The following is a 22,982-nucleotide window of genomic DNA, read 5'->3' as shown; positions in this document are numbered from 1 at the left end:
GACGTGGCCCTTTCACGGCTAAAACAGGGGTTCGATTCCCCTACGGGTCAGTTATTTATAATAAATAAAATTTTCTGGTGATGATGCGTTTAGGGGAAACACCCGTTCCCATACCGAACACGATGGTTAAGACCTAAACGGCTGATGATACTTGGCGGGGGACTGCCTGGGAAAGTAAGTGGTTGCCAGATTTAACGGGGTGTAGCGTAGCTTGGCTAGCGCGCCTGATTTGGGATCAGGAGGTCGCAGGTTCGAATCCTGTCACCCCGATTTAACTTTTATATTTTTGTGTTTTATAAAAATATAAAATTATGGATCAGTAGCTCAGTTGGATAGAGCAACGGCCTTCTAAGCCGTGGGTCGGGGGTTCGAATCCCTCCTGGTTCATTTGCTAACATATGGTGGGTATGGCGCAGTTGGTTAGCGCGCCAGATTGTGGCTCTGGAGGTCACGGGTTCGAATCCCGTTATCCACCCTTAAATATTAATTTGGGTCACTAGCTCAGTTGGTAGAGCACTGGACTTTTAATCCAGGTGTCCCGGGTTCGAACCCCGGGTGACTCATAGTTTTAATCAGATATAGAAATATATCTGATTTTTCTTTTGCATTTTTATTAATATTAATTTATAATAATACTAAGATTATTTATAGTTCATTTATACTTAAATATACATATAACAATTAATATATATAATTAAATTAGGACAAAAACCAATATTGTTATTTTGGCATATAATAAAGTATTTAGTAAAATACAGAAAAGAGGGATAAGTATGACTAAAAAGGTTGTTGCAGTGTTATTTGGTGGACAATCATCAGAACACGAAATATCAAGAATATCTGCATCTACAATAATATCTAATTTATCTAAAGAAAAATATTCAGTTTTACCTATTTATATATCTAAAAAAGGTGAATGGAAAATATATGATGGACCTATAGAAAATATATGTAGTACAGATTGGGAAGCTTATTCTACAAATGCTATTATAAGTCCAGATACATCACATAAAGGAATAATAAGAATTATAGGAGATAAAATAAGGGTTATGCCTATAGATGTTGTTATACCAGTGCTTCACGGAAAATGGGGAGAAGATGGTACTATACAAGGTCTTTTGGAGCTTGCTAGAATACCTTATGTAGGTTGCAATGTTTTATCTTCTGCTGTTTCTATGGATAAATTATATACAAAAATTATTGCAGATAGTATAAATATAGAGCAAGCTAAATATAAAGTGGTATATAAACATAATATGGATAATATAGATGTTATATGTAAAGAAATAGAAAATTATTTAGGGTATCCTTGTTTTGTTAAACCAGCAAATGCAGGTTCTTCAAAAGGTGTATCAAAGGCTAACAATATAGAAGAATTAAAAGAAGCTATAAATAACGCATTTTTACACGATGTTAAAGCTGTTATAGAAGAAAATATAGACGGAAGAGAAGTAGAATGTGCCGTTTTAGGCAACTATGACGTTAAAGCTACAAATGTTGGAGAAGTTTTATCAGCAGCAGATTTTTATGATTTTGATGCTAAATATAATAATCAAGAGTCAAAAACAGTAATACCGGCTAATATACCATTGGAGATAGCAGAAGAAATTAGAGAAAAAGCTATAAATATATTTAAAGCATTAGACGGCAGAGGATTATCTAGGGTAGACTTTTTTATCCAAAATAAAACAAATAAAGTTATATTTAATGAAATAAATACATTTCCAGGATTTACATCTATAAGTATGTATCATATGTTATGGAGAGATAAAGGACTACTATTACCAGAATTATTAGATAATCTTATAGATTTAGCTTTTGAAGATTTTAATAATAAAAATGTGGAGTAAATTTTATGATTAGCATAGATGAAAGGCCAATAGGAATATTTGATTCTGGTGTTGGCGGTCTTACAGTAGTTAAAGAAGTTATAAATGTTCTACCAAAAGAAAATATTATTTATTTTGGAGATACAGCAAGAGTTCCTTATGGTTCTAAGTCTAGAGAGTTAGTGTATAAATTTTCTTGTCAAATAATAAAGTTTTTAAAAGAAAAAAATGTTAAGGCTATTATTATAGCTTGTAATACAGTTAGTTCAAACTGTTATGAAGATTTAAAAAAAGAGTTTTCAGATATTCCTATAATAGAGGTTTTAAAACCAGGGGTTACCTCTGCTTTGAAAGTAACTAAAAATAAAAAAATAGGTGTTATAGGTACAGAGGCAACTATAAGAAGTGGGCAATATGAAAGAAAATTAAAAGAGGTTTTAGAAGGTGTAGAAGTATATTCTAAGCCTTGCCCTTTGTTTGTTCCCCTTGCAGAAGAAGGGGTTATAGATAGTAAAATAACTATAGATGTTGCAAAAATATATTTACAAGACTTAATAAGATATAAAATAGATTCTTTAATTTTAGGATGTACACATTACCCATTGCTTAAAAACAGTATTAAAAAGGTTATGGGAGATAATGTTAATATAGTGGACCCAGCATTTGAAACAGCTATAAAAATGAAAAAATATTTAAAAGATAATAATATGTATAATATAAAAGGTGGCAATCATAAGTTTTATGTTAGTGATAAAAATGATAAGTTTGATTTTATATGTTCTTTAGTTTTAAAAGAAAATCATACAGCCGAAGAAGTAAGTATAGAAAAATACTAAGAAATATATTGAAAAAATTTAAATACTATAGTATAATTTATATCATAAAAATAAAAATAAATGTAAACACTAATTATAGGAGGTTATTTTATGTCTAAAATATTAAATGATAAATCAGAATTTGAAAATGATATATTAAAATCAAATCTTCCTGCTATGGTAGACTTTTTTGCAACTTGGTGTGGACCTTGTAAAATGTTAAGCCCAGTTATAGATGAAATTGCTACAGAAATGGAAGGTAAAGCTGTTATAGCTAAAGTTGACAGCGACCAATTAGGTGAACTTTGTGCAGATTATTCTATAAAATTATTGCCAACACTTGTATTTTTTAAAGATGGTAAAGAAGTTGATAGAATTGTTGGTATGGCAGATAAAGAAGATATAATTGCTAAATTAAATTCTTTAGCATAATTTTTAAAGGCTATCTATTTAAGATAGCCTTTTTATTTATATCAATTAAGATATGACTTATATTTTTAGAGGGAAAATTATATACGGTTGTTTGTATTAATTTTTAAGAATAAAAATATATAGGAATATCTGTTTTTGAATACAGAGTATGCAAAAAATTGATTAAACACAATTAAGATATGACTTATATTTTTAGAGGGAAAATTATATACGGTTGTTTGTATTAATTTTTAAGAATAAAAATATATAGGAATATCTGTTTTTGAATACAAAGTATACAAAAAATTGATTAAACACAATTAAGATATGACTTATATTTTTAAATATACTAAAATTAAATATACTAATTTATGTATTTATTTTCTATATTTTTTAATATATATCATATTTTTAAGTATATATGAATATTATAAAATATGGTGTATATTAAAGGAGGTGTAGTTGTGGACGAAGTTACTTCTACTATTGTTAAGAAGTTTAATTTTAAGCCAAAACATATTTATAAAAACAAATATATGTACATATGTAACACAGATAAAGGTATAAAACTAATAAGACCAGTAAATTATACTACCGATAAAATATTATTTGTACATAATATAAAACAGCACCTTATAAAACAAGGATTTAATCAATTAGACTGTTATTATATGTCACAAGACAATTTACCATATGTATTAAATGAAGATATGATATATATTATGACAGATTATATAGATTTACAAGAATGTGATTTATCAAAAAGTAATGATACAAAAAAAGCTATAGAGTTAATAGCAAATTTTCATAAATTATCACAAGGATATAACACTGATAATATAAAAGAAGATATTAACACTATAGATATAAAAGAAGATTTTATAAAAAAGCTAGATAATTTAAAAAAGATGAAAAGAACTGTTTCTAAGCAAAAAAAAATAATGGATTTTGAACTTAGTTTTATTAGGACATATGATTATTTTTATAAAAGTGCAATAGAATCTATTGATATTTTAGAAAAATATAAATATGAAGATTTAAATATACTAGCAAAAAATAATGTAATGATATGTCATAATAAGCTTAAAGAAGAAAATATTTTAATAGGAAATAGATGTTATTTAACACAGCTTGAGAATATAACAATAGACCATTATATATATGATATAGCTAGCTTTATAATTAGATATATAAAAAAACATTCAGATGACTATTTAAGTTTAGAACAAATTTTAACTACATATTCTAAAATAAATTATATAAATGGTAGTATTTTACCAATATTATATGCCCTTATAAAATTTCCAACTAAATATATAGAAACTTGTCAAAGTTTTTTTGATAGAAGAAGAAATTTTACGCCTATATCAATATCTAGTGACTTACAAAGTATACTAGATTTAAAAGATTTTCAAGAAAACTATATATCAAAAATAAAACTTTAAAAGGCTTTTATACTATATAAATAGCCTTTATAATGTGTAAAGCCCACCTATTTATAAGTGGGCTAAAATTTTCTATATAATATTTTTAATATTTAGGTCTTTATCCATAATAACAATATCAGCAGATTTTCCTACAGATAAGCTACCAACTTTATCAAATACATTTATACTTATAGCAGCAGTTTTTGTACAAGATTTAATAGCAGACTCTAAAGGTACTCCAAAGGATATAGCTTTTTTCATACACTCAAAAAGGTTAGTAGCAGAGCCAGCAATAGTACCATCAGCTAATACGGCCTTTCTATCTTTCATAGTTACCTTTTGTCCACCAAGCTCATAAGTACCATTTTGCATACCAGTTGCCATCATAGCATCACTTACAAGTACAACCTTATCATCACCAAACATTTTAAATGTTGCTCTAACCATACTAGGGTGAATGTGTATACCATCAGATATAAGCTCTACAAAAGTATTTTCAGCATCAAGAGCAGCACCAACAACAGACGGGTCTCTATGGTTAAAGGCTGGCATAGCATTAAATAGATGAGTAACTCTTGTAGCACCAAGGTCAAAAGCTTGTTTTGCCATATCATAGTCAGCAGTAGTATGGCCAAGAGATATACTAACAGTTTTAGACATTTCTTTTATAAAGTCTAAGCCACCTTCACATTCTGGAGCCATAGTAATAATTTTTATCATATTATTACAAGCTTCGTTTAGCTCTTTAAACATAGTAACTTCTGGGTTTACAATAAATTTATCATCTTGAGCACCTTTTTTTTCAGATGATAAAAATGGTCCTTCCATATGAATACCAACTATTTTAGCACAGTCTTCTGGTAAATCTGTTGTAGCAGTGTTAAATATTTCTTTTAATACATCTTTTTTAAGTGTCATAGATGTAGGACAAAAAGCAGTAATACCTTGACTTTTTAAGTATTTAGCTATTGATAAAAGCCCTTTTACATCTTTATCACAAAAATCGTGCCCTGTTGCACCGTGGATATGTGTATCTATAAGTCCTGGTATAACATAATTGCCATTAGCATCTATTTCTGTTTTATCTGTAACCTCGTCTATACTAGACACTATAATTCCGTTTTCTATATAAATATCTTTTTTTTCAAAAATACAATCTTCATTAAAAACTAAACCGTTTTTTATAATCATAATATAAACCTCCTTTATATAGGTAATTTTATTAATATATTAAAATATTATAAAAGCCCTTTTTCTTTTATAATAGATAGAGCATCATCATCTGCAACAATAGTTACATTGTTGTGAAGTTGTAAAATAGATGCAGGTACACTAGGAACAATTTCTCCATATATAGTTTTATAAAGTGCCTCTGCTTTAGATTTACCAGAAGCTACTAGTAATATACTTTTTGCTTGCATAATGCTTTTAATACCCATAGAATATGCAAACTTAGGAACTAAATCTAAGCTAGAGAAAAATCTCGAATTAGCTTTAATTGTATCATCAGTAAGTTTAACACAATGCGTTTCTTTTTCAAAAGCTTCGCCAGGCTCATTAAAACCAATGTGGCCATTTCCACCAATACCTAAAAGTTGTAAATCTACACCACCTAAAGATTTAATAACCTCATTATATCTAGTACACTCTTTTTTAGAGTCTGCTTCAAGTCCATTTGGTATAAAAGTGTTATTAATATCTATATTAACATTGTCAAAAAGGTGTTTTCTCATAAAGTAAGCATAGCTTTGGTCGTTATCTTTAGATAGCCCCTTGTATTCATCTAAGTTTACGGCTTTAACTTGTGCAAAGTCTAAGTCACCTTTTTTATACCATTCTACAAGTTGTTTGTAAGTACCTTCTGGTGTAGAGCCTGTTGCAAGGCCTAAAACACAGTTAGGTTTTATTATAATTTGAGCTGATATAATATTAGCTGCCTTTCTACTCATATCATTATAATCTTTAGCATTGTATATAACCATTTTTATGTACCTCCGTAAATAATATATTTGTAATTTTATTATACATAATTAAAATAAAAATTTCAATAAGTGTTTTAATTTTTAAACGTGAAAAATATAGGGATATAATGCATTTTACCCTTAAAAATAAAGGAAACTTTGTAATTGTGTTATAATAGTTTTATAAAAATATATAAACACAAATGTAAAGCTTCTATAAAGTATAGTATAACACAATAAATTATATTTAGACAATCATTAATTTTATATGTTAAAAACACTAGGTAACAAAATTATCTATTTTTAATCTATAACATTAATAAAATTTTATAAATATAAAATAAAAGTATTTATAAAGTTTAAACTATCGACAAGCAATACTTTTTGTGATAAACTAAAATAAAATTTATAATATAGTTGATTTTTAGGAGGACGTATAAAATGATAAATAAGGACAAACAAGTTATAAATACTATTAGAAGCCTTGGGGTAGATGCTATACAAAAAGCAAATTCTGGACACCCAGGCATTGTACTTGGCTCTGCTCCAGCAGCTTATACTTTATGGGCAAAACATTTAAAACATAACCCTCAAAACCCAAATTGGAGAAATAGAGATAGATTTATATTATCAGCAGGGCACGGGTCTGCCCTTTTATACTCTTTACTTCATATATTTGGTTATGATTTACTTTTAGAAGATTTAAAACAATTTAGACAATTAAATTCTAAAACACCAGGACACCCAGAATATAAACATACAGTAGGTGTAGAAGTAACAACAGGGCCTTTAGGACAAGGTATAGCAAATGCTGTTGGTATGGCTATGGCAGAAAACCATCTTGCTAGCAAATTTAACAAAGAAGGTTATAATATAGTAGACCATTATACATATGCTCTTTGTGGAGATGGTTGCCTTATGGAAGGTATATCTTATGAAGCAATATCTTTAGCAGGTACTTTAGGGCTTAGTAAATTAATTATATTATATGATAGCAATAATATTACAATAGAGGGTGATACGGATATTGCTTTTAGAGAAAATGTATGTAAAAGATTTGAGGCTTGTGGATTTGATACACAGGTGGTAAATGACGGTAACGATATAGAGGCTATATCAAAGGCAATAGAAAATGCTAAAAAATCTGACAAGCCTTCTTTAATAGAAATAAAAACAGTAATAGGATATGGTGCACCTAATAAAGCTGGTAAAGCAGCTGCTCACGGAGAGCCTTTAGGTAAAGAAGAAATAAAGGCAATGAGAGAAAATTTTGGGCTTAAAGACGAAGATTTTTATGTAGATGAAGAAGTAAAATCTACTATGGAAACTATTAAAGCTACTTTAGCTAAATATGAGCAAGACTGGAATACCCTTTTAGAAAACTATAAAAAAGATTATAAAGAGCTTTATGAAGAATATGAAAAATGGTATGCAGATGATTTCTTAAAAGAAATAGAAAATGATGAAACTTTCTGGAAATATACAGAAGAAACAGCTACAAGATTATCGTCAGAGTTAGTTTTAAATAAATTAGCAAAAGTTATGCCAAATCTTTTTGGTGGTTCTGCAGATTTATCCCCTTCTAACAAATCTGTTATGAAAGATAGGGGCGAATATTCTAAAGAAACACCAGAAGGGGATAATATACATTTTGGTATTAGAGAGCACGCAATGACGGCTATTGCTAATGGTATTTATCTTCACGGTGGACTTAGACCATATATAGCAGGATTTTTTGTATTTAGTGATTATATGAAACCAAGCCTTAGATTGTCTTCTCTTATGAATCTTGGTGTAGTTAGCATATTTACACACGATAGTATAGGTGTTGGAGAAGACGGACCTACTCATCAACCAGTAGAACATTTAGCAGCCCTTAGAAGTATACCAAACTACACAGTTATTAGACCTTGTGATACTAATGAAACGGCAGCAGCTTGGTACCTTGCTATTAAAAGAAAAGAGTCTCCAACAGGGTTAATATTTACAAGACAAAATACTAAGCCAGTAGGAGATGCAAAAAAAGCCCTTAAAGGTGGATATGTAGTAAAAGACTGTGATGGAACACCAGATGCTATTGTTATTGCCACAGGCTCTGAAGTTGGTATATCAGTAGAAGCAAGCGAAATGTTAGCTAAAGAGGGTATAAATGTAAGGGTTGTAAGTATGCCTAGTTTTGAAATATTTGAAGAACAAGATAAAGAATATAAAGAAAGTGTTTTACCTAAAAATGTTACAAAAAGAGTAGGGGTAGAAGCTGCTTGTTCTTTTGGTTGGCATAAGTATATCGGTATAGATGGAGAAATGTTATGTATGGAAAGCTTTGGAGAATCTGCACCTTTTGCTAAACTTTTTGATAAATATGGATTTACACCAGAAAATGTATGTAATAAAGTAAAAAATGTTTTAGATAAATAAGTTATATTATAAATAGGCTCTTTTGAGCCTATTTTTTATACACAATACATATTAGTATATTGTAAACTAAAATTAATTTATTTATAACAAATTATGTAAATTAAATTTAGCATTAAAAATTTTTAGAGAAATTTTGTAGAAAAGTGTAACCTATTATTGATAGACTTGCAGAATTTAATTTTTTAAAATATAAAAATTAATAATTATAATTAAAATATTTTCCATTTTTAAGTAAATTTTTATAAAATTTAAAAAAGTCTATTATTTTACTATTATATATGATAAAATATTAGTGTAAAATTTAAACCTTAGGAGGACTTTTATGAAAACAGATATACAGATAGCTAATGAAACAAAAATGGAAAATATTGAAAAAGTTTTAGAGAAGTTTGACATATCTTATGATGATTTAGAGCTTTATGGCAAATATAAAGCTAAAGCATCTAATAGCCTTTATGATAAGCTAAAATCTAAACCAGATGGTAAATTAGTATTAGTTACGGCAATAAATCCAACTCCAGCAGGTGAAGGAAAAACAACAACAACAATAGGTATTTCTCAAGCCTTTAATAAAATAGGTGTAAAATCTGTTGTTGCTCTTAGAGAACCATCTCTTGGGCCTTGTATGGGTATAAAAGGTGGAGCTGCAGGTGGTGGATATTCACAAGTTGTTCCTATGGACGAAATAAATTTACATTTTACAGGCGACTTGCACGCTATGACAACAGCTAACAATTTACTTAGTGCTATGTTAGATAATCATATCCATCAAGGTAATAGCCTTAATATAGATACAAGAAATATTACTTGGAAAAGAACTTTAGATATGAATGATAGAGCCCTTAGAAATATTACTGTAGGTCTTGGCGGTAAAATAAACGGTGTGCCACGTGAAGATGGCTTTATGATAACAGTTGCATCTGAAATAATGGCTATATTATGTTTAGCAAATGATTTACAAGATTTAAAAGAGCGTCTTGGTAAGATAATAGTTGCATATAATACAGATGGAGAGCCTATTACAGCTAAAGATTTAAAAGCTAATGGGGCAATGGCAGTTTTATTAAAAGATGCTATAAAACCAAATTTTGCACAAACTTTAGAGCATACACCAGCTATTATACACGGTGGGCCTTTTGCTAATATTGCTCACGGGTGTAACAGTGTACAAGCTACAAACCTTGCATTAAAACTATCTGATGTGGCTGTTACAGAGGCTGGCTTTGGTGCAGATTTAGGTGCAGAAAAATTCTTTGATATAAAATGTCGTATGGCAGGGCTAAAACCAGATGCAGTTGTTTTAGTTGCAACTATAAGAAGTTTAAAATTTAATGGTGGTGTAGAAAAACAAGACTTTTCTAATCCAAATGTAGATGCAGTTAAAAAAGGTTTTGCAAATCTTGAAAAACATATAGAAAATATTAAAAAATATGGACTTCCTATAGTAGTTGCATTAAATTCCTTTACAACTGATACACAAGAAGAAATAGATTTTGTAAAAGAAAAATGTGAAAGCATAGGTGTACGTTTTGCTTTATCGGAAGTATGGGCAAAAGGTGGAGAAGGTGGTATAGAGCTTGCAAACCAAGTTTTAGAAGCTTTAAAAGAGCCAGCAGATTTTAAATTTTTATATGATGAAAAATTATCTATTGAAGAAAAATTAAACATTATAGCAAAAGAAATATATGGAGCAGATAGTGTTAAAATTTTACCTAAAGCTAAAACAGAAATAGCTCAAATAGAAAAAATAGGTCTTGATAAAATGCCTATATGTGTTGCAAAAACACCAGCATCTTTCTCTGATAATCCTAGTCTTTTGGGACGTCCTAGTGGATTTGATATAACTATAAAAGAGGTTAGAGTATCTGCAGGTGCAGGCTTTATAGTAGCTTTAGCAGGTGATGTTATGGTTATGCCTGGGTTACCAAAAATGCCAGCAGCTGAAAATTTAGACATAGATGAAAATGGAAATATAGTAGGACTTTTTTAGGATAATGATTTTATTATTAAAAGCCAACACATATGTGTTGGCTTTTAATAATAAAATCATTAGTTACTAGGGGGTAAACTTGACATTAAGTCTCGTAAAATAAAGGTTAGTTATCATAAATACATATTATTGATAACTATTAAATAATACAATATATTTTTTATATTTTCAAGGAAAAAACATAAAAAAAGTAAGATTTATTATTACTAACTAATAAATCTTGCTTTTTTTATATAGTTTTTGTGTAATTCCTACAAAAAAACTATAAATTATTTTGTAGTACTAGTGAGGTTAGGTTCGCCTTTAGATACAACTCTTTGTTTTAAAACAGGGATTAAAACACCTTTATTTGTACCAAACTCTATGATAAATACTTGGTCAGCTATATCAGTAACTTTACCATATATACCACTATCTAATAAAACCCAATCTCCTATTTTTATTTCAGATTGAAGCTCAATCATTTTCTTTTCTCTTTTTTTCTGTGGTCTAATACCTATAAAATAAAATATTAAAACAATAAATACAATATAGATTATTATACCAGGTAAAGTAGCAAAAAATCCTAATCCACCAGGTGGTGTAGTAGGTGCAGTAGCTTGCCCTGCTTCAGCAGCCTGTGTAGCAACTTCAGAGCCACCAGTTATAATATGGCTTAACAATGTAAAATTCATATTAACATCTCCTATAAAATAAAGTATTAAAATGTATACAGACTATTTTAAAATATACATTTTTATAACAAGTAAATTATATAATATTATAAAAATTTAGTCAATACTTGTATTAAAGTATGTTTTAGGCACTTCCCCATCAAATATAGTATTTACAAGCATTAACTTTCTTGATACGTCTATGTCCTTTTTATACATAGGGTTTATTATGCTAATGCTACAACTAATATTTAGGTAGACTTGAAAATTTATTTGGTTTATACCTACGGATTGAAAGTTTGTTTCATAGTCTACGGTAGCATCACCTATGGAGCTTAAACATACTGTAAAAGGAGGACCAAAGTCGGAAAATGCACTTATGCCAGAAAGTACACCTATAGGTAGTTCTATTTTTGTATCATTAATATTTTTTAAGTTTTTTGAAAGCTCATCAGATACTTTTGCACATACATTATTTATTAAGATTGTATCTACGTCTAAATAAGTTTTGTTGGTATCTTTATTAACATTTTTATAAAAAAAGTCAGTTGTATGCAAATTTAAGTCGGTTATTATTTTTTCAACACTTTTATTAATTTCTTGGCTTATAATATTAGTTGCGTATTTTTGGCTTACCTTTATTGCTGTTGGCAGTACCTCCATTTCAAATTGTAAAGTAAATAAATATATAAACCCAATAAAAAGACATATTATTACAAGGGTAAAGAAAGGTATTTTAAAAAATTTTTTTCTTTTTAATTTTCTTTTTCTATGAAACATTTTATACCACCTTTACGTTTTAAGATATTGTAACAATTTTGTTACAATATCTTAAAAAATTATTTTTTTACTTTATTAATTTATTTATATTTGGTATAATATATGCTTGAAAAGGAGTTGATTTAGTGAGTCAACAAAAAAATACAAAAAATAATGTTAAAGGACCAAGAACAACTAGTAACAGACAAGCTAGACCAAGTATTAACAATAAATCAGCTAGTATAGATAGAAAAGAAATGCTAAATAGGCAAGCTAATAAAGAAAATGTATCGGAAAGAACAAAATCTAGCCAACAAGTTAATAAAAAGTCTAGTAAAAAGAAAGGCAAAAAGTCTAAGAAAAAAAGATTTAGAAGAACGTGCTTAGGTTTTATGCTAACTATGATAATAGTTTTTGCAACAATAGGTGGGGTAGGTTTAGGTGTGTTTGCAAGGGTAATAGAAGATTCCCCTAACCTAGAATTAATATCTGTAGAGCCTAATGTGTATACATCTATAGTTTATGATAAAGACAATAAGGAAATAGACCGTTTTCACGGTAAAGAAAACAGGGAGTATGTAACTTTAGATGGAATATCATTAGATTTACAAAATGCTATAGTAGCTGTAGAAGATGAAAGGTTTTATAGTCATTTTGGGATAGATTTAAAAGGTATAGCTAGAGCAGCATATACAACAATAAAAAATAAACTTACAGGAAGTACAGGGCTACAAGGTGCTAGTACAATAACTCAACAGCTTATAAAAAATAATGTAACTAAAGTAACAAGAAATACTATTGAAACTAAAATTCAAGAGCAATATTTAGCTGTTATGTACGAAAAAACTTTAGAAGAAAAGTTTGGAAGCAAAATGCAAGCTAAAAAATACATATTAGAGCTTTATTTAAATACTATTGCTTTAGGACACGGATACAATGGGGTACAATCTGCAGCTCTTGGATATTTTAATAAAGAGGCAAAAGATTTAACATTGGCAGAAAGTGCTTCCATAGCTGCAATAACAAATAATCCTTCTTTATACTCTCCTAGAACTAATCCAGAAAATAATAAAAAAAGGGTAACAAAAATATTAAATCATATGGTAGAGCAAGGTATGATTACACAAGCTCAATATGATGAAGCATTGACAGAAGATATATACTCTAGGGTATCAGATGGGGATAACAATAAAAAAGTAGAAGGTAACATTATACACGGATATTTTGAAGATGCTTTATTTGAACAAGTATCAAAAGATTTACAAGAAAAGCATAATATAAGTAAAGTACAAGCAGACAATCTTATATATAATGGTGGACTACAAATATATTCTACTAAAGACAGTAATATTCAAAATATATTAGAAGGCTCTTTTGCAGATGATAATCTTTTCCCTAATGTAGTGTATAAATACGATGTAACATACACAGTTTCTATTGAAGATAGTACAACAGGTAAGCAAGAGCATAAAGACTACCGTCAGTTTGTAAAAACTAAAGAAGATGGAGAGGTTTTTGCTACTAATAAAAAAGCTGAAATTGAAAAAAATCTATCCTCAAATCAAAAAATAGTTGCAGATAGAGTTAGCATTTCCACACAACCTCAAGCATCTATGGTTATAATGGACTACAAGAAAGGAAATGTAAATGCTCTTATAGGCGGTAGAGGTGAAAAAACAGTAAATAGAGGATTTAATAGAGCAACAGATTCTAAAAGACAGCCAGGGTCTGTATTTAAAGTACTAGCAGCATATGCACCAGCAATAGATACAGGTGTTTTAATGCCTGGTAGTGTAATAGTAGATGAGCCTTTAAAAATAGGAAAATATAGCCCTAAAAACTGGTATGGAGAGAGTTATAGAGGTCCTTCAACAGTACGTAAGGGTATAGAGCAATCTATGAATATATTGGCCGTTAAGGCTATGGATAAAGCAGGTGTTGATGTTGCATACCAGTACTTATTAAATTTTGGTTTTACAACATTAGAAAAAGATAACCATTTATCAACTGCTCTTGGGGGGATAACATATGGTGTTACACAAATGGAAGTTACAGCAGCATATGCAGCAATAGCTAATGGTGGTAAATATTACGAGCCTAAACTTTATACAAAAGTTTTAGACCACGATGGTAACACTATATTAGATACTACAACAAGAGAGCCAAAGCAAGTTATTAAAGAAACAACTGCATATATGCTAACAGATATGATGAGAGATGTTATTACAAAAGGTACAGGTGGTGCAGCAAAATTTAAAAATATATCTATGCCTATTGCTGGTAAAACAGGTACAACACAAGAAGTTAAAGACTTAACATTTGTAGGGTATACTCCTTATTACGTTTCAGGGGTATGGTTTGGATATGATAGATATGATGATATAGTGCCTAATATGATGGCAAGAGTTGGAGGTAAGCGTGTTATACCTAATGATAGATACCATTTAGTTTTATGGAGAGATGTTATGGAAAAGATACACAAAGACCTACCAAAAGCAGATTTTGGACCAAGACCAAAAGGTATAATAGATGTAGCTATATGTTTAGACTCTGGGCTTTTAGCAACAGATGATTGTAAAAACGACCCAAGAGGGGATAGAGTTATAGTGGATATGTTTTTAAAAGGTACAGAGCCTAAAGAGTATTGTGATAAGCATAAGGTAGTATATATTTGTAAAGATAGTGGAAAACTATCTGGAGATTTTTGTCCTAAAGAAAGTATAGAAATTAAATCTATATTTGATTTTACAGAAGAAAACCCAGAGCCTAAAGATATTTGTGACATACATTTAGAGGGAGATATTCATATAGATGAACATACTCAAGAAGGAACAAGCCAAGAGAATACAAATACAATATATGATTTTGAAGACGGTACAATTACTGTAACACCTTCTGATAATAACACAACATTACCAAATGACAACACTACACATACTACTACATTACCACAAGAATTAGGTAATGTTATACCTTCTGTTCCACAAGAACAAACAACACAAAATACAACTGAAGAGCAAACAACACAGCCACCTACACAAGAAGAAACAATAGGAGAGCCAGTTTTTGATACACCTTAACTATATAACAAAAAAGGATACTTTAAATAAAAGTATCCTTTTTTATTATATAGTTAAGATATTACTTATAGTTTAAAATAAAAGTTTAATGTTTAGCTTAATTCTTTTATTTTATTTTCTATTGTTTCTCTAGTAACTGTGTTTAAAGAGGTAATGTTACAATCTAATGATTTTTTTAAATATTCTATAGCTTTAGATTTGTTATTTTCTGTTTCTTCTATTATAGCTAAGTGGTATAAGCTATCTACAGATTTTGGATTAAGCTCAATAGCTTTTAAAAAATGCTCTTTAGAAGTTTTTAAATCGTTTTGCTCTAAATATATTTGCCCCATATTATCCCAAGCAGATGCAAAGTTTTGGTCATCATCAATGGCTAATTGAGAGATTTCTTTTGCTTTTTCGTAGTCTTTTATTAATAGATAAAAATACCCAAGTGTTGTAAGAGCATTAGGGCTAACATAGTCGAATTTTTTTCTTAAATCTTCTAATGTAGATATAGCTTTAGGCATATCGTTTAATCTCCAGTATGTGCTAGCAATAGCAAGAGGTATATTTTTTTGTAAAAGTATTGTTCTATTAAGTGCAGCAGGTTTAAAAGTCTTTCTTTTTGCTCTTTTTTCATTAAGTTCTTGAGATTTTAAGAAAAGTTCTAAAGCTTTTTTAAAATCTCCATCTTGCAAAAGTATAAGTCCATAATTATATATAGCTAAAATATTTTTAGTATTGTATAGAATAGCTTTTTCAAAGCAATTAATAGCTTTTTCTCTATTATATTTTATAAGATGTCCATTACCTAAAATCCCATATATATAACCTTTCATAATTCACCTCTATTAATTAATGTTTTAATAATAAAAATTTTAACATTAATTAATAAGCTATGCAATAACTATTTATAAAAAATAAGCCTTAAAAACCCTATAATAATTAATATAAGTCCAGATGTTATAGATATTTTGTTTTCATCTAAACATTTTATTATTGTTTTTTTACCTAAAAGAGTTCCTAATAGTAAAAATGTTAACTGAAATATAACAATAAAGATAGGAAATAAAAAAGCATATCCTTTAAAAGAGCATATGGCAATACTTGTTGCTATGCAGTCTAAGGATAGGGCTATACCTAAGTAAAAAGCTTCTTTAGGGTCTATTTTTAAAGACTTGTTTAAATCACATATAGAAGGCGTTTTAATAATATTTATAGTTATGCCTAAAGATTTTATAAATAGGGAATATATATTTTTGTTTTCACTATTTATAGTAGGCACATATACATTATCCACATCATCATCTTTTTCAAGTCCTTTTTTTATAATAAATAAGCCTAATATTACTAATATTAATATGCTTATAAAAGAAGTAATTTTTTCTGAAAATATAGAAGATATTATACCTCCAAACCATATGGAAACGCTAGAAAATAAAAGTGCTATAAAAGATATAATAGCTAAAGATGATATTTTAAAATTTATTTTTCTAACACCATAGGATATACCAATACCAAATGCGTCTATACTTAGTGCTAATGCTAAAATAAGTAATTGTAAAATCATTTTTACCTCCCACATATATAAAACCTTATTTTAATATATGTTTTATGTAAAAAAATGGTTAATATTTTTTAAATGGTAGCATATAAGTTAAGACAAGCTAATATAATATAGTAATTAATTTTAATAATAACATTTTAAGAGGTGAACAAATGAATTACTATTCAAAAAACATTAAAGATGTGGAAAAGCTTTTAAGAACCAATATACAAACAGGGCTTGATAATAAGGAGGCTAACAATAGGCTAAAAAAAGACGGGGAAAACACAATAAAAGATAATAATAAAAAAAGTAATATATCTAAATTTTTAGCACAATTTAATGATTTTATGGTTATAATACTTTTAATAGCTGGTGCTATATCCTTTGTAACAAGTTTTTTGCAAGGAGAAAAAGACTTTTTAGACACTATAATTATAGTTTTAATAGTTGTTATAAATGCTATTTTAGGATTTATGCAAGAAAATAAGGCAGAGAAAGCCTTAGAAGCATTAAAGAAAATGTCATCTCCTAAGGCTAATGTTATAAGAAATGGAGCTTTACAAAAAGTAGATAGTACAAGCCTTGTAACAGGAGATATTATTGTTATAAATAGTGGAGATTATATATCGGCAGATGCTAGACTTATAGAATGTAGTAACTTAAAAATAGAAGAAGCATCACTAACAGGAGAAAGTACACCAATAGAAAAAAATACAGACACTATAAATATAGATAATAGCTCTATTGGTGATAGAAAAAATATGGTATATAGTGGAACTTTAGCTATTAATGGCAAGGGCAAGGCAATAGTTACAGCAACAGGTATGCAAACAGAAATGGGAAAAATAGCACATATGATTATAAATCACCAAGAGGAGCAGACAAATCTTCAAAAAAAATTAGAAGAAACAGGTAAAATATTAGGGATAGGTGCATTAGCTATTTGTTTTGGTATATTTTTTATAGGATTATTTAGAAAAATACCTCCTTTTGAAATGTTTATGACATCTGTAAGCCTTGCTGTTGCTGCTATACCAGAGGGATTACCTGCAATAGTAACTATTATGCTTGCCATAGGCGTTGAAAAAATGGTTAAAAAAAATGCAATAATAAGAAAGTTACCTGCCGTAGAGGCTTTAGGCTCTGCAACTGTCATATGTTCGGATAAAACAGGTACGTTGACACAAAATAAAATGGAAGTTGTAAAAATATATACAGATGATAAAGAAAAATTATACAGTATGGCATCTCTTTGTAATAATGTGGAAATAGGGCTAGAAAATAAGTTAATAGGAGAGCCAACAGAAATAGCACTTATGGAGCTTGCTATAAAAAATGGAGTTTATAAAAACGAAGAAGAAAAAGTTTTACCAAGAGTAGATGAAATAGCATTTGATTCTAAAAGAAAAATGATGAGCACTATACATAAAGATAAAACAGGCTATAAAATAATAACTAAAGGTGCAATAGATGTACTTTTAGATAGGTGTAGTTATTATTATGAAAATGGTAAAAAAGAGGAGTTGACAGAAAATAAGAAAAAAGAAATACTAAGAGAAAATATTATAATGGGAAAAGATGCTCTAAGAGTATTAGCTATATGTTATAAAGATATTGATAAATATGTAGATACCAAAAGTACTAATATAGAAAAAAATCTTATATTTTTGGGTATGTTAGGGCTTATAGACCCTCCAAGAGAAGAAACTTATGAGGCAGTTATAAAGTGTAAAGAAGCAGGCATAAAGCCTGTTATGATAACAGGCGACCATATAGAAACTGCAAAGGCCATAGGTAAAAAAATAGGAATATTAAGAAAAGATGGACTAGCTATAACAGGTACTGAGCTTGATAACATAAGTGAAAAAGAACTATGTGAAAATATATATAAATATGATATTTTTGCAAGAGTAAGCCCAGAACATAAGGTGCGTATAGTAAAGGCATTTAAGAAAAAAGGCAACATAGTAGCTATGACAGGAGATGGTGTAAACGATGCACCAGCTTTAAAAACAGCAGATATAGGCTGTGCTATGGGTATAACAGGTACAGATGTTGCTAAAGGGGCATCGGATATTATATTAGCAGATGATAACTTTGCTACAATAGTAGATGCAGTAAAAGAGGGAAGAGCTATATATGAAAATATAAAAAAATCTGTACATTTTTTATTATCTAGCAATATAGGAGAGATTATAACAATATTAGTAGCATTATTAATAGGATTTAAAAGCCCTCTTGCAGCTATACAGCTATTATGGATAAACCTTGTTACAGATTCTTTACCAGCAATAGCTCTTGGTATAGACCCTCCAGATAAGTCTTTAATGAAAGGACGAATAAAAAAATCTAAAACAGGGATATTTACAAGGGATAGATGGAGTAGAGTAATATTAGAGGGTATGATGATAGGTTGCTTAGCTTTACTTGCATATGCAATAGGAACAGTAGTATTTAAGAAAGAAATAATAGGTAGCACTATGGCTTTTGCTACCCTTAGCATATCTCAACTAATACACGCTTTTAATATGAAGACAGAAAAGTCTATATTTTCTATAAATTTATTTAACAACCCATATTTAATAGGTTCGCTTATTATAGGGGTAGTTTTACAAGTATCTGTTATAATGTTACCAAATTTTTCAGTTATTTTTAAAGTTATACCACTTAATTCTATACAATGGTTAGTTGTTTTTATATTATGTATTATGCCGATAGTTATTGTAGAGATAGAAAAGCTATTTACTAGAGAAAAATAAATTATATAAATACGTATTTTTATCTTTTATTTGGGAATTATAAATATATAATTTTTAGGTGGAGGATAAAAAATGGTAAAAAAAATATATTTTGTTTTATTTTTTATATTAGTTATATTTGTATCTATTATTAGTGCTAGCATAGGATATAATATGTATAGTATAAAAAATAACGAAAATCAAATTATAGAATATAAAAATGAAGCTAATGTGGATTTTTTTAAAGAAAAGCCAGTAGATAATATTACCGTTGCCAAAATAACACCTTCTACAAAAATGACTTATGAATATTTTTATAAAAATGATAATATAACAGAAAAAGTGGAAGATGTGCCACCATATTTTTTAATAGATTTAACAAGAAATGATTTAGAAGAAAACTTTAAAGATTGGCAGATAAAGGAGTTTTCTTCTAGTGAGGTTGTTTTACAAAAGGTAATAGATGGAGAAAGTACACAACATTATATAATAGGAGAATATGAAGGATATATAGCTGTATACTACGAACAAGAAATAAATGGTACAAAGCTTAAAGAAATAACAGATATACCTTTAGATGGGTTACCAAAAGAAGAACAGGATAAAATAAAAAATGGTATAAAGATAAAAGGGAAAGATGATTTAATTAAATTTTTAGAAAGTTATGGGAGTTAAAACCATATATAATGCAAAATATGTTAAAAATAGATAAAAAATGTGCTTAAAAAATATAAAAATTTGGTAAGCATTTTTAGGAATACTGTGTTATAATAATAAATGTGAAAACCCTTAAATATTTTCACATTACAGTCAAGAACATCCCCCAATAGTTCTACTGTAAACCCCATAAAAAATACCTTCTCTTTATTAAAAAGAACAGTAACGGAAACTGTTCTTTTTATTTATATCAGTTTATATCAATTAAGGTAGGACTTATTTTTTATAAAAAGGATAAACAAAGTTTAAGTTTTCTTTTTTATGCAAAAAAATTTAAAAATACCTGTTTTTAGATATAAAGTATCTAAAAAATTGATTTACTTAAATATTTTAACCTTTAAAAATAAGTGTAGCTATTAATAAAATATAGCTACACTTATTTTATATTGAAGATAAAATATCATTAAATTAAATTATTTTTTATAGTCAATATAAATTAACATAGCATATATATTAGTATAAAATAATTGCAAGTTAAATTATCAGAAAATTATGAAAAAAGAATAGAATAAAAATAAAACTTGCAAGATGTAATTTTATTTGATAATATAATAATATATTTTTAAATTATTAGAGGTGATTGTATGGTTAGAAAAGCTTTAGAAAAAATGGTTTTACCTAAAATGGTTGATGATATATTAAAAAATACAAATGCAAAAATAATATTAGCAAATAGCAAAAATGAACTTTTAGATATTGCTCTTGGAGGCAAAGATAATAGCACTTTTGATGTTATATATAATATTGACGGTAAAGATGTTAAAGAAGCAACAGTTGTAAGATGTAAAAATGGTATAGCTATAAATTTTGAAGATACTAGCCTTAGAAGACGTGACCCTAACAGTATGGTTATAGCAGATAACCTACCAACAGATAAACCTATTTATAAGGAAAGATTTAATAGAGATTTTAAAGAAGATAGAAAATCTACTTTTGATTGGTTAAAAAACCAACAAGAGCTTTTAGTTTTACCGTTTTTTGCAGGTAATGACGAGCTTAATATAGGATATGAGGCTTTGGCCATTATGCCAACAAATTCGGCTTTTTTTGGAGCAGGCCTTGCAGATTTACAAGGTTTTATACCAGCAGATAAGATAAAAGAGGGCTTTAGCCCTAAGGCTATAATATATGTAGCACCACCTTTTAGACACACTTTATACAATGGAAAGCAAATAGTTGTTCATAACAGGTTAGAAAATATACACGAAGTTTTTTCTTATAACTTATACCCAGGGCCTAGTGCTAAAAAAGGAGTATATAGCATACTTTTAAACCTTGGGGAAAAAGAGGGTTGGAATACATTACACGCATCTACTGTAAAAATAACTACACCTTATGAGCTTACTTTAACAATTATGCACGAAGGGGCATCTGGGGGAGGCAAAAGCGAAATGACAGAGCCTTTCCATAGAAAAAAAGATGGGCGTTTGTTATTAGGCACAAATATTATAACAGGGGAAGAAACATTAGTAAGGCTAGCAGATAGCTGTGAGCTTAACCCTATTACAGATGATATGGCATTAGCACACCCATCTATACAAAATGGTAGCAAAAAATTGGTAGTTGCAGATGCAGAATATGGCTGGTTTTTACGTGTTGACCATATTAATAAATATGGGACAGAGCCAGAAACGGAAAAAATATGTATGCACCCACCAGAGCCACTTGTGTTTTTTAACATAGAAGGTGTGCCAAATTCTACTTGTCTTATATGGGAGCATATAGAGGATAAACCAGGAGTGCCTTGTCCTAACCCACGTATTATAATACCTAGAAAAGCTAAAGATAATGTTATAAATGAAGCAACAGAGGTGGATATAAGAAGCTTTGGAGTTAGAACACCTCCTACAACAAAAGAAAACCCTAATTATGGTATAATAGGAATGTTACATGTTTTACCACCTGCTCTTGCTTGGATATGGAGATTAGTATCTCCTAGAGGTTTTGCTAATCCATCTATTGTAGATAATAGTAGTGGAATGAAAAGCGAGGGTGTAGGCTCTTATTGGCCTTTTGCAACAGGTAAAATGGTAGACCAGGCTAATTTACTTTTAGACCAAATTTTAAATACATTATCTACACGTTATATATTAATACCAAACCAGTATATAGGTGTTTATAAGGTAGGTTTTGGTACTCAATGGGCTGTTAGAGAATATTTATCAAGACGTGGTGGTTGCAAGTTTAAAAGAGAAGTATTAAAAGATGCTAGATGTCCTATTTTAGGTTATGTGCCAGAAAGTATAAAAATAGATGGTATGCTTATGCCAAAAGGATTTTTAGAGGTTAATAGACAACCAGAAGTAGGAAACGAAGCTTACGATATAGGAGCAAAAATGCTTACAGATTTCTTTAAAACTGAACTACAAAAATACTGTACTAAAGATTTAAGTCTTTTAGGTAGACAAATAATAGAGGCTTGTTTAAATGATTCTCCTTTAGAGTACTATTATAATTTTATACCAAAGCTTTAATACAACCTAATATTTGTATTTACCATATAAAAATATTGTTATAATATATTAAATGACTGGCTTTAAAAGCCAAAGCATATTTTATAGTTTAAGGAGGGGGTATCTCTCCTTATTTTTATTAAATCAATTAAGATATGACTTATATTTTTAGAGTAAAAATTATATACGGTTATTTGTAT

General features: G+C 28.8%; 16 protein-coding genes, 4 tRNA genes and 1 rRNA gene. 15 read left to right on the top strand and 6 right to left on the bottom strand.

What is annotated here, in order from left to right; translation table 11 throughout:
• Positions 1 to 73 precede the first annotated feature (73 nt).
• The 9 genes from rrf to R5Z65_RS06475 all read left to right on the top strand — a co-directional run bounded on the left by rrf (position 74) and on the right by R5Z65_RS06475 (position 4,500).
• Positions 74 to 191: ribosomal RNA gene (gene rrf / locus R5Z65_RS06515) — 5S ribosomal RNA — on the top strand.
• A gap of 4 nt (positions 192 to 195) precedes the next feature.
• Positions 196 to 270: transfer RNA gene (locus R5Z65_RS06510), tRNA-Pro, on the top strand.
• 43 nt (positions 271 to 313) lie between these two features.
• Positions 314 to 387 (top strand) — tRNA-Arg (locus R5Z65_RS06505).
• A 14-nt stretch (positions 388 to 401) separates the two neighbouring features.
• A tRNA-His gene (locus R5Z65_RS06500) sits at positions 402 to 475 on the top strand.
• A 15-nt stretch (positions 476 to 490) separates the two neighbouring features.
• Positions 491 to 563 (top strand) — tRNA-Lys (locus R5Z65_RS06495).
• 210 nt (positions 564 to 773) lie between these two features.
• Entirely contained in the window at positions 774 to 1,850 is a 1,077-nt protein-coding gene (locus R5Z65_RS06490) for a D-alanine--D-alanine ligase family protein (protein WP_317367966.1), read from the top strand.
• 5 nt (positions 1,851 to 1,855) lie between these two features.
• A complete protein-coding gene (murI, locus tag R5Z65_RS06485; RefSeq protein ID WP_317367964.1) occupies positions 1,856 to 2,665 on the top strand; it encodes a glutamate racemase in 810 nt (269 codons plus the stop codon).
• A 90-nt stretch (positions 2,666 to 2,755) separates the two neighbouring features.
• Positions 2,756 to 3,076 carry a thioredoxin gene (gene trxA / locus R5Z65_RS06480; protein ID WP_317367963.1) on the top strand — a complete coding sequence of 107 codons (321 nt, stop codon included), beginning with the start codon at positions 2,756 to 2,758 and terminating at the stop codon, positions 3,074 to 3,076.
• A gap of 443 nt (positions 3,077 to 3,519) precedes the next feature.
• Positions 3,520 to 4,500, top strand: coding sequence for a CotS family spore coat protein (locus R5Z65_RS06475; RefSeq protein WP_317367961.1), 981 nt, complete (start codon positions 3,520 to 3,522; stop codon positions 4,498 to 4,500).
• Between the two features lie 72 nt (positions 4,501 to 4,572).
• Here R5Z65_RS06475 and nagA read toward each other — a convergent pair whose 3' ends face one another.
• The gene (gene nagA, locus R5Z65_RS06470) at positions 4,573 to 5,673 is read right to left on the bottom strand and encodes an N-acetylglucosamine-6-phosphate deacetylase (RefSeq protein ID WP_317367960.1); all 1,101 of its coding nucleotides are present in this window, start codon (positions 5,671 to 5,673) and stop codon (positions 4,573 to 4,575) included.
• Positions 5,674 to 5,720: 47 nt separating this feature from the next.
• Positions 5,721 to 6,464 carry a glucosamine-6-phosphate deaminase gene (nagB, locus tag R5Z65_RS06465; RefSeq protein WP_317367959.1) on the bottom strand — a complete coding sequence of 248 codons (744 nt, stop codon included), beginning with the start codon at positions 6,462 to 6,464 and terminating at the stop codon, positions 5,721 to 5,723.
• 420 nt (positions 6,465 to 6,884) lie between these two features.
• Here nagB and tkt point away from each other — a divergent pair, with 420 nt between their 5' ends.
• Complete coding sequence (tkt, locus tag R5Z65_RS06460) at positions 6,885 to 8,861, top strand: transketolase (protein WP_317367957.1); 1,977 nt, start codon at positions 6,885 to 6,887, stop codon at positions 8,859 to 8,861.
• Between the two features lie 322 nt (positions 8,862 to 9,183).
• Positions 9,184 to 10,851: a formate--tetrahydrofolate ligase gene (locus tag R5Z65_RS06455; protein WP_317367955.1), complete on the top strand. Its 1,668-nt coding sequence runs from the start codon at positions 9,184 to 9,186 to the stop codon at positions 10,849 to 10,851.
• 269 nt (positions 10,852 to 11,120) lie between these two features.
• Here R5Z65_RS06455 and yajC read toward each other — a convergent pair whose 3' ends face one another.
• Both yajC and yunB read right to left on the bottom strand, forming a co-directional pair.
• Positions 11,121 to 11,525, bottom strand: a complete 405-nt coding sequence (yajC, locus tag R5Z65_RS06450) for a preprotein translocase subunit YajC (RefSeq protein WP_317367954.1) — start codon at positions 11,523 to 11,525, stop codon at positions 11,121 to 11,123.
• Positions 11,526 to 11,621: 96 nt separating this feature from the next.
• Positions 11,622 to 12,284 carry a sporulation protein YunB gene (yunB, locus tag R5Z65_RS06445; RefSeq protein WP_317367953.1) on the bottom strand — a complete coding sequence of 221 codons (663 nt, stop codon included), beginning with the start codon at positions 12,282 to 12,284 and terminating at the stop codon, positions 11,622 to 11,624.
• A 125-nt stretch (positions 12,285 to 12,409) separates the two neighbouring features.
• Between yunB and R5Z65_RS06440 the strand changes: the two genes are divergently transcribed.
• Entirely contained in the window at positions 12,410 to 15,343 is a 2,934-nt protein-coding gene (locus tag R5Z65_RS06440; RefSeq protein ID WP_317367951.1) for a transglycosylase domain-containing protein, read from the top strand.
• Between the two features lie 92 nt (positions 15,344 to 15,435).
• On the opposite strand, the gene R5Z65_RS06435 is transcribed toward R5Z65_RS06440, so the two are convergent.
• Positions 15,436 to 16,164 (bottom strand): tetratricopeptide repeat protein, encoded by a 729-nt coding sequence (locus R5Z65_RS06435; RefSeq protein ID WP_317367948.1) that lies wholly within the window; start codon positions 16,162 to 16,164, stop codon positions 15,436 to 15,438.
• Positions 16,165 to 16,232: 68 nt separating this feature from the next.
• Positions 16,233 to 16,895, bottom strand: a complete 663-nt coding sequence (locus R5Z65_RS06430) for a manganese efflux pump (RefSeq protein ID WP_317367947.1) — start codon at positions 16,893 to 16,895, stop codon at positions 16,233 to 16,235.
• Between the two features lie 149 nt (positions 16,896 to 17,044).
• On the opposite strand from R5Z65_RS06430, the gene R5Z65_RS06425 reads away from it, so the two are divergent.
• The 3 genes from R5Z65_RS06425 (at position 17,045) to R5Z65_RS06415 (ending at position 22,803) form a co-directional block, all read left to right on the top strand.
• On the top strand, positions 17,045 to 19,633 hold the full coding sequence (locus R5Z65_RS06425; RefSeq protein ID WP_317367945.1) for a calcium-translocating P-type ATPase, PMCA-type: 2,589 nt from the start codon (positions 17,045 to 17,047) through the stop codon (positions 19,631 to 19,633).
• Positions 19,634 to 19,705: 72 nt separating this feature from the next.
• Positions 19,706 to 20,287, top strand: coding sequence for a BofC C-terminal domain-containing protein (locus R5Z65_RS06420; protein ID WP_317367944.1), 582 nt, complete (start codon positions 19,706 to 19,708; stop codon positions 20,285 to 20,287).
• Between the two features lie 626 nt (positions 20,288 to 20,913).
• Entirely contained in the window at positions 20,914 to 22,803 is a 1,890-nt protein-coding gene (locus R5Z65_RS06415) for a DUF4914 family protein (RefSeq protein WP_317367942.1), read from the top strand.
• Positions 22,804 to 22,982 lie beyond the last annotated feature (179 nt).

Source organism: uncultured Tyzzerella sp., from assembly GCF_963558545.1.
GTDB lineage: Bacteria > Bacillota > Clostridia > Lachnospirales > CAG-274 > Tyzzerella.
Note: the sequence above shows the minus strand (reverse complement) of the source record. Positions and strands in the feature narration are given on the sequence as shown.

What these genes read in the sequence shown, in the direction of transcription:
- R5Z65_RS06490 (WP_317367966.1), top strand. Translation starts at nt 774, where the DNA reads ATGACTAAAAAGGTTGTTGCAGTGTTATTTGGTGGACAATCATCAGAA.
- murI (WP_317367964.1), top strand. Translation starts at nt 1,856, where the DNA reads ATGATTAGCATAGATGAAAGGCCAATAGGAATATTTGATTCTGGTGTT.
- trxA (WP_317367963.1), top strand. Translation starts at nt 2,756, where the DNA reads ATGTCTAAAATATTAAATGATAAATCAGAATTTGAAAATGATATATTA.
- nagA (WP_317367960.1), bottom strand. Translation starts at nt 5,673, where the DNA reads ATGATTATAAAAAACGGTTTAGTTTTTAATGAAGATTGTATTTTTGAA.
- nagB (WP_317367959.1), bottom strand. Translation starts at nt 6,464, where the DNA reads ATGGTTATATACAATGCTAAAGATTATAATGATATGAGTAGAAAGGCA.
- tkt (WP_317367957.1), top strand. Translation starts at nt 6,885, where the DNA reads ATGATAAATAAGGACAAACAAGTTATAAATACTATTAGAAGCCTTGGG.
- R5Z65_RS06455 (WP_317367955.1), top strand. Translation starts at nt 9,184, where the DNA reads ATGAAAACAGATATACAGATAGCTAATGAAACAAAAATGGAAAATATT.
- yajC (WP_317367954.1), bottom strand. Translation starts at nt 11,525, where the DNA reads ATGAATTTTACATTGTTAAGCCATATTATAACTGGTGGCTCTGAAGTT.
- yunB (WP_317367953.1), bottom strand. Translation starts at nt 12,284, where the DNA reads ATGTTTCATAGAAAAAGAAAATTAAAAAGAAAAAAATTTTTTAAAATA.
- R5Z65_RS06435 (WP_317367948.1), bottom strand. Translation starts at nt 16,164, where the DNA reads ATGAAAGGTTATATATATGGGATTTTAGGTAATGGACATCTTATAAAA.
- R5Z65_RS06430 (WP_317367947.1), bottom strand. Translation starts at nt 16,895, where the DNA reads ATGATTTTACAATTACTTATTTTAGCATTAGCACTAAGTATAGACGCA.
- R5Z65_RS06425 (WP_317367945.1), top strand. Translation starts at nt 17,045, where the DNA reads ATGAATTACTATTCAAAAAACATTAAAGATGTGGAAAAGCTTTTAAGA.
- R5Z65_RS06420 (WP_317367944.1), top strand. Translation starts at nt 19,706, where the DNA reads ATGGTAAAAAAAATATATTTTGTTTTATTTTTTATATTAGTTATATTT.
- R5Z65_RS06415 (WP_317367942.1), top strand. Translation starts at nt 20,914, where the DNA reads ATGGTTAGAAAAGCTTTAGAAAAAATGGTTTTACCTAAAATGGTTGAT.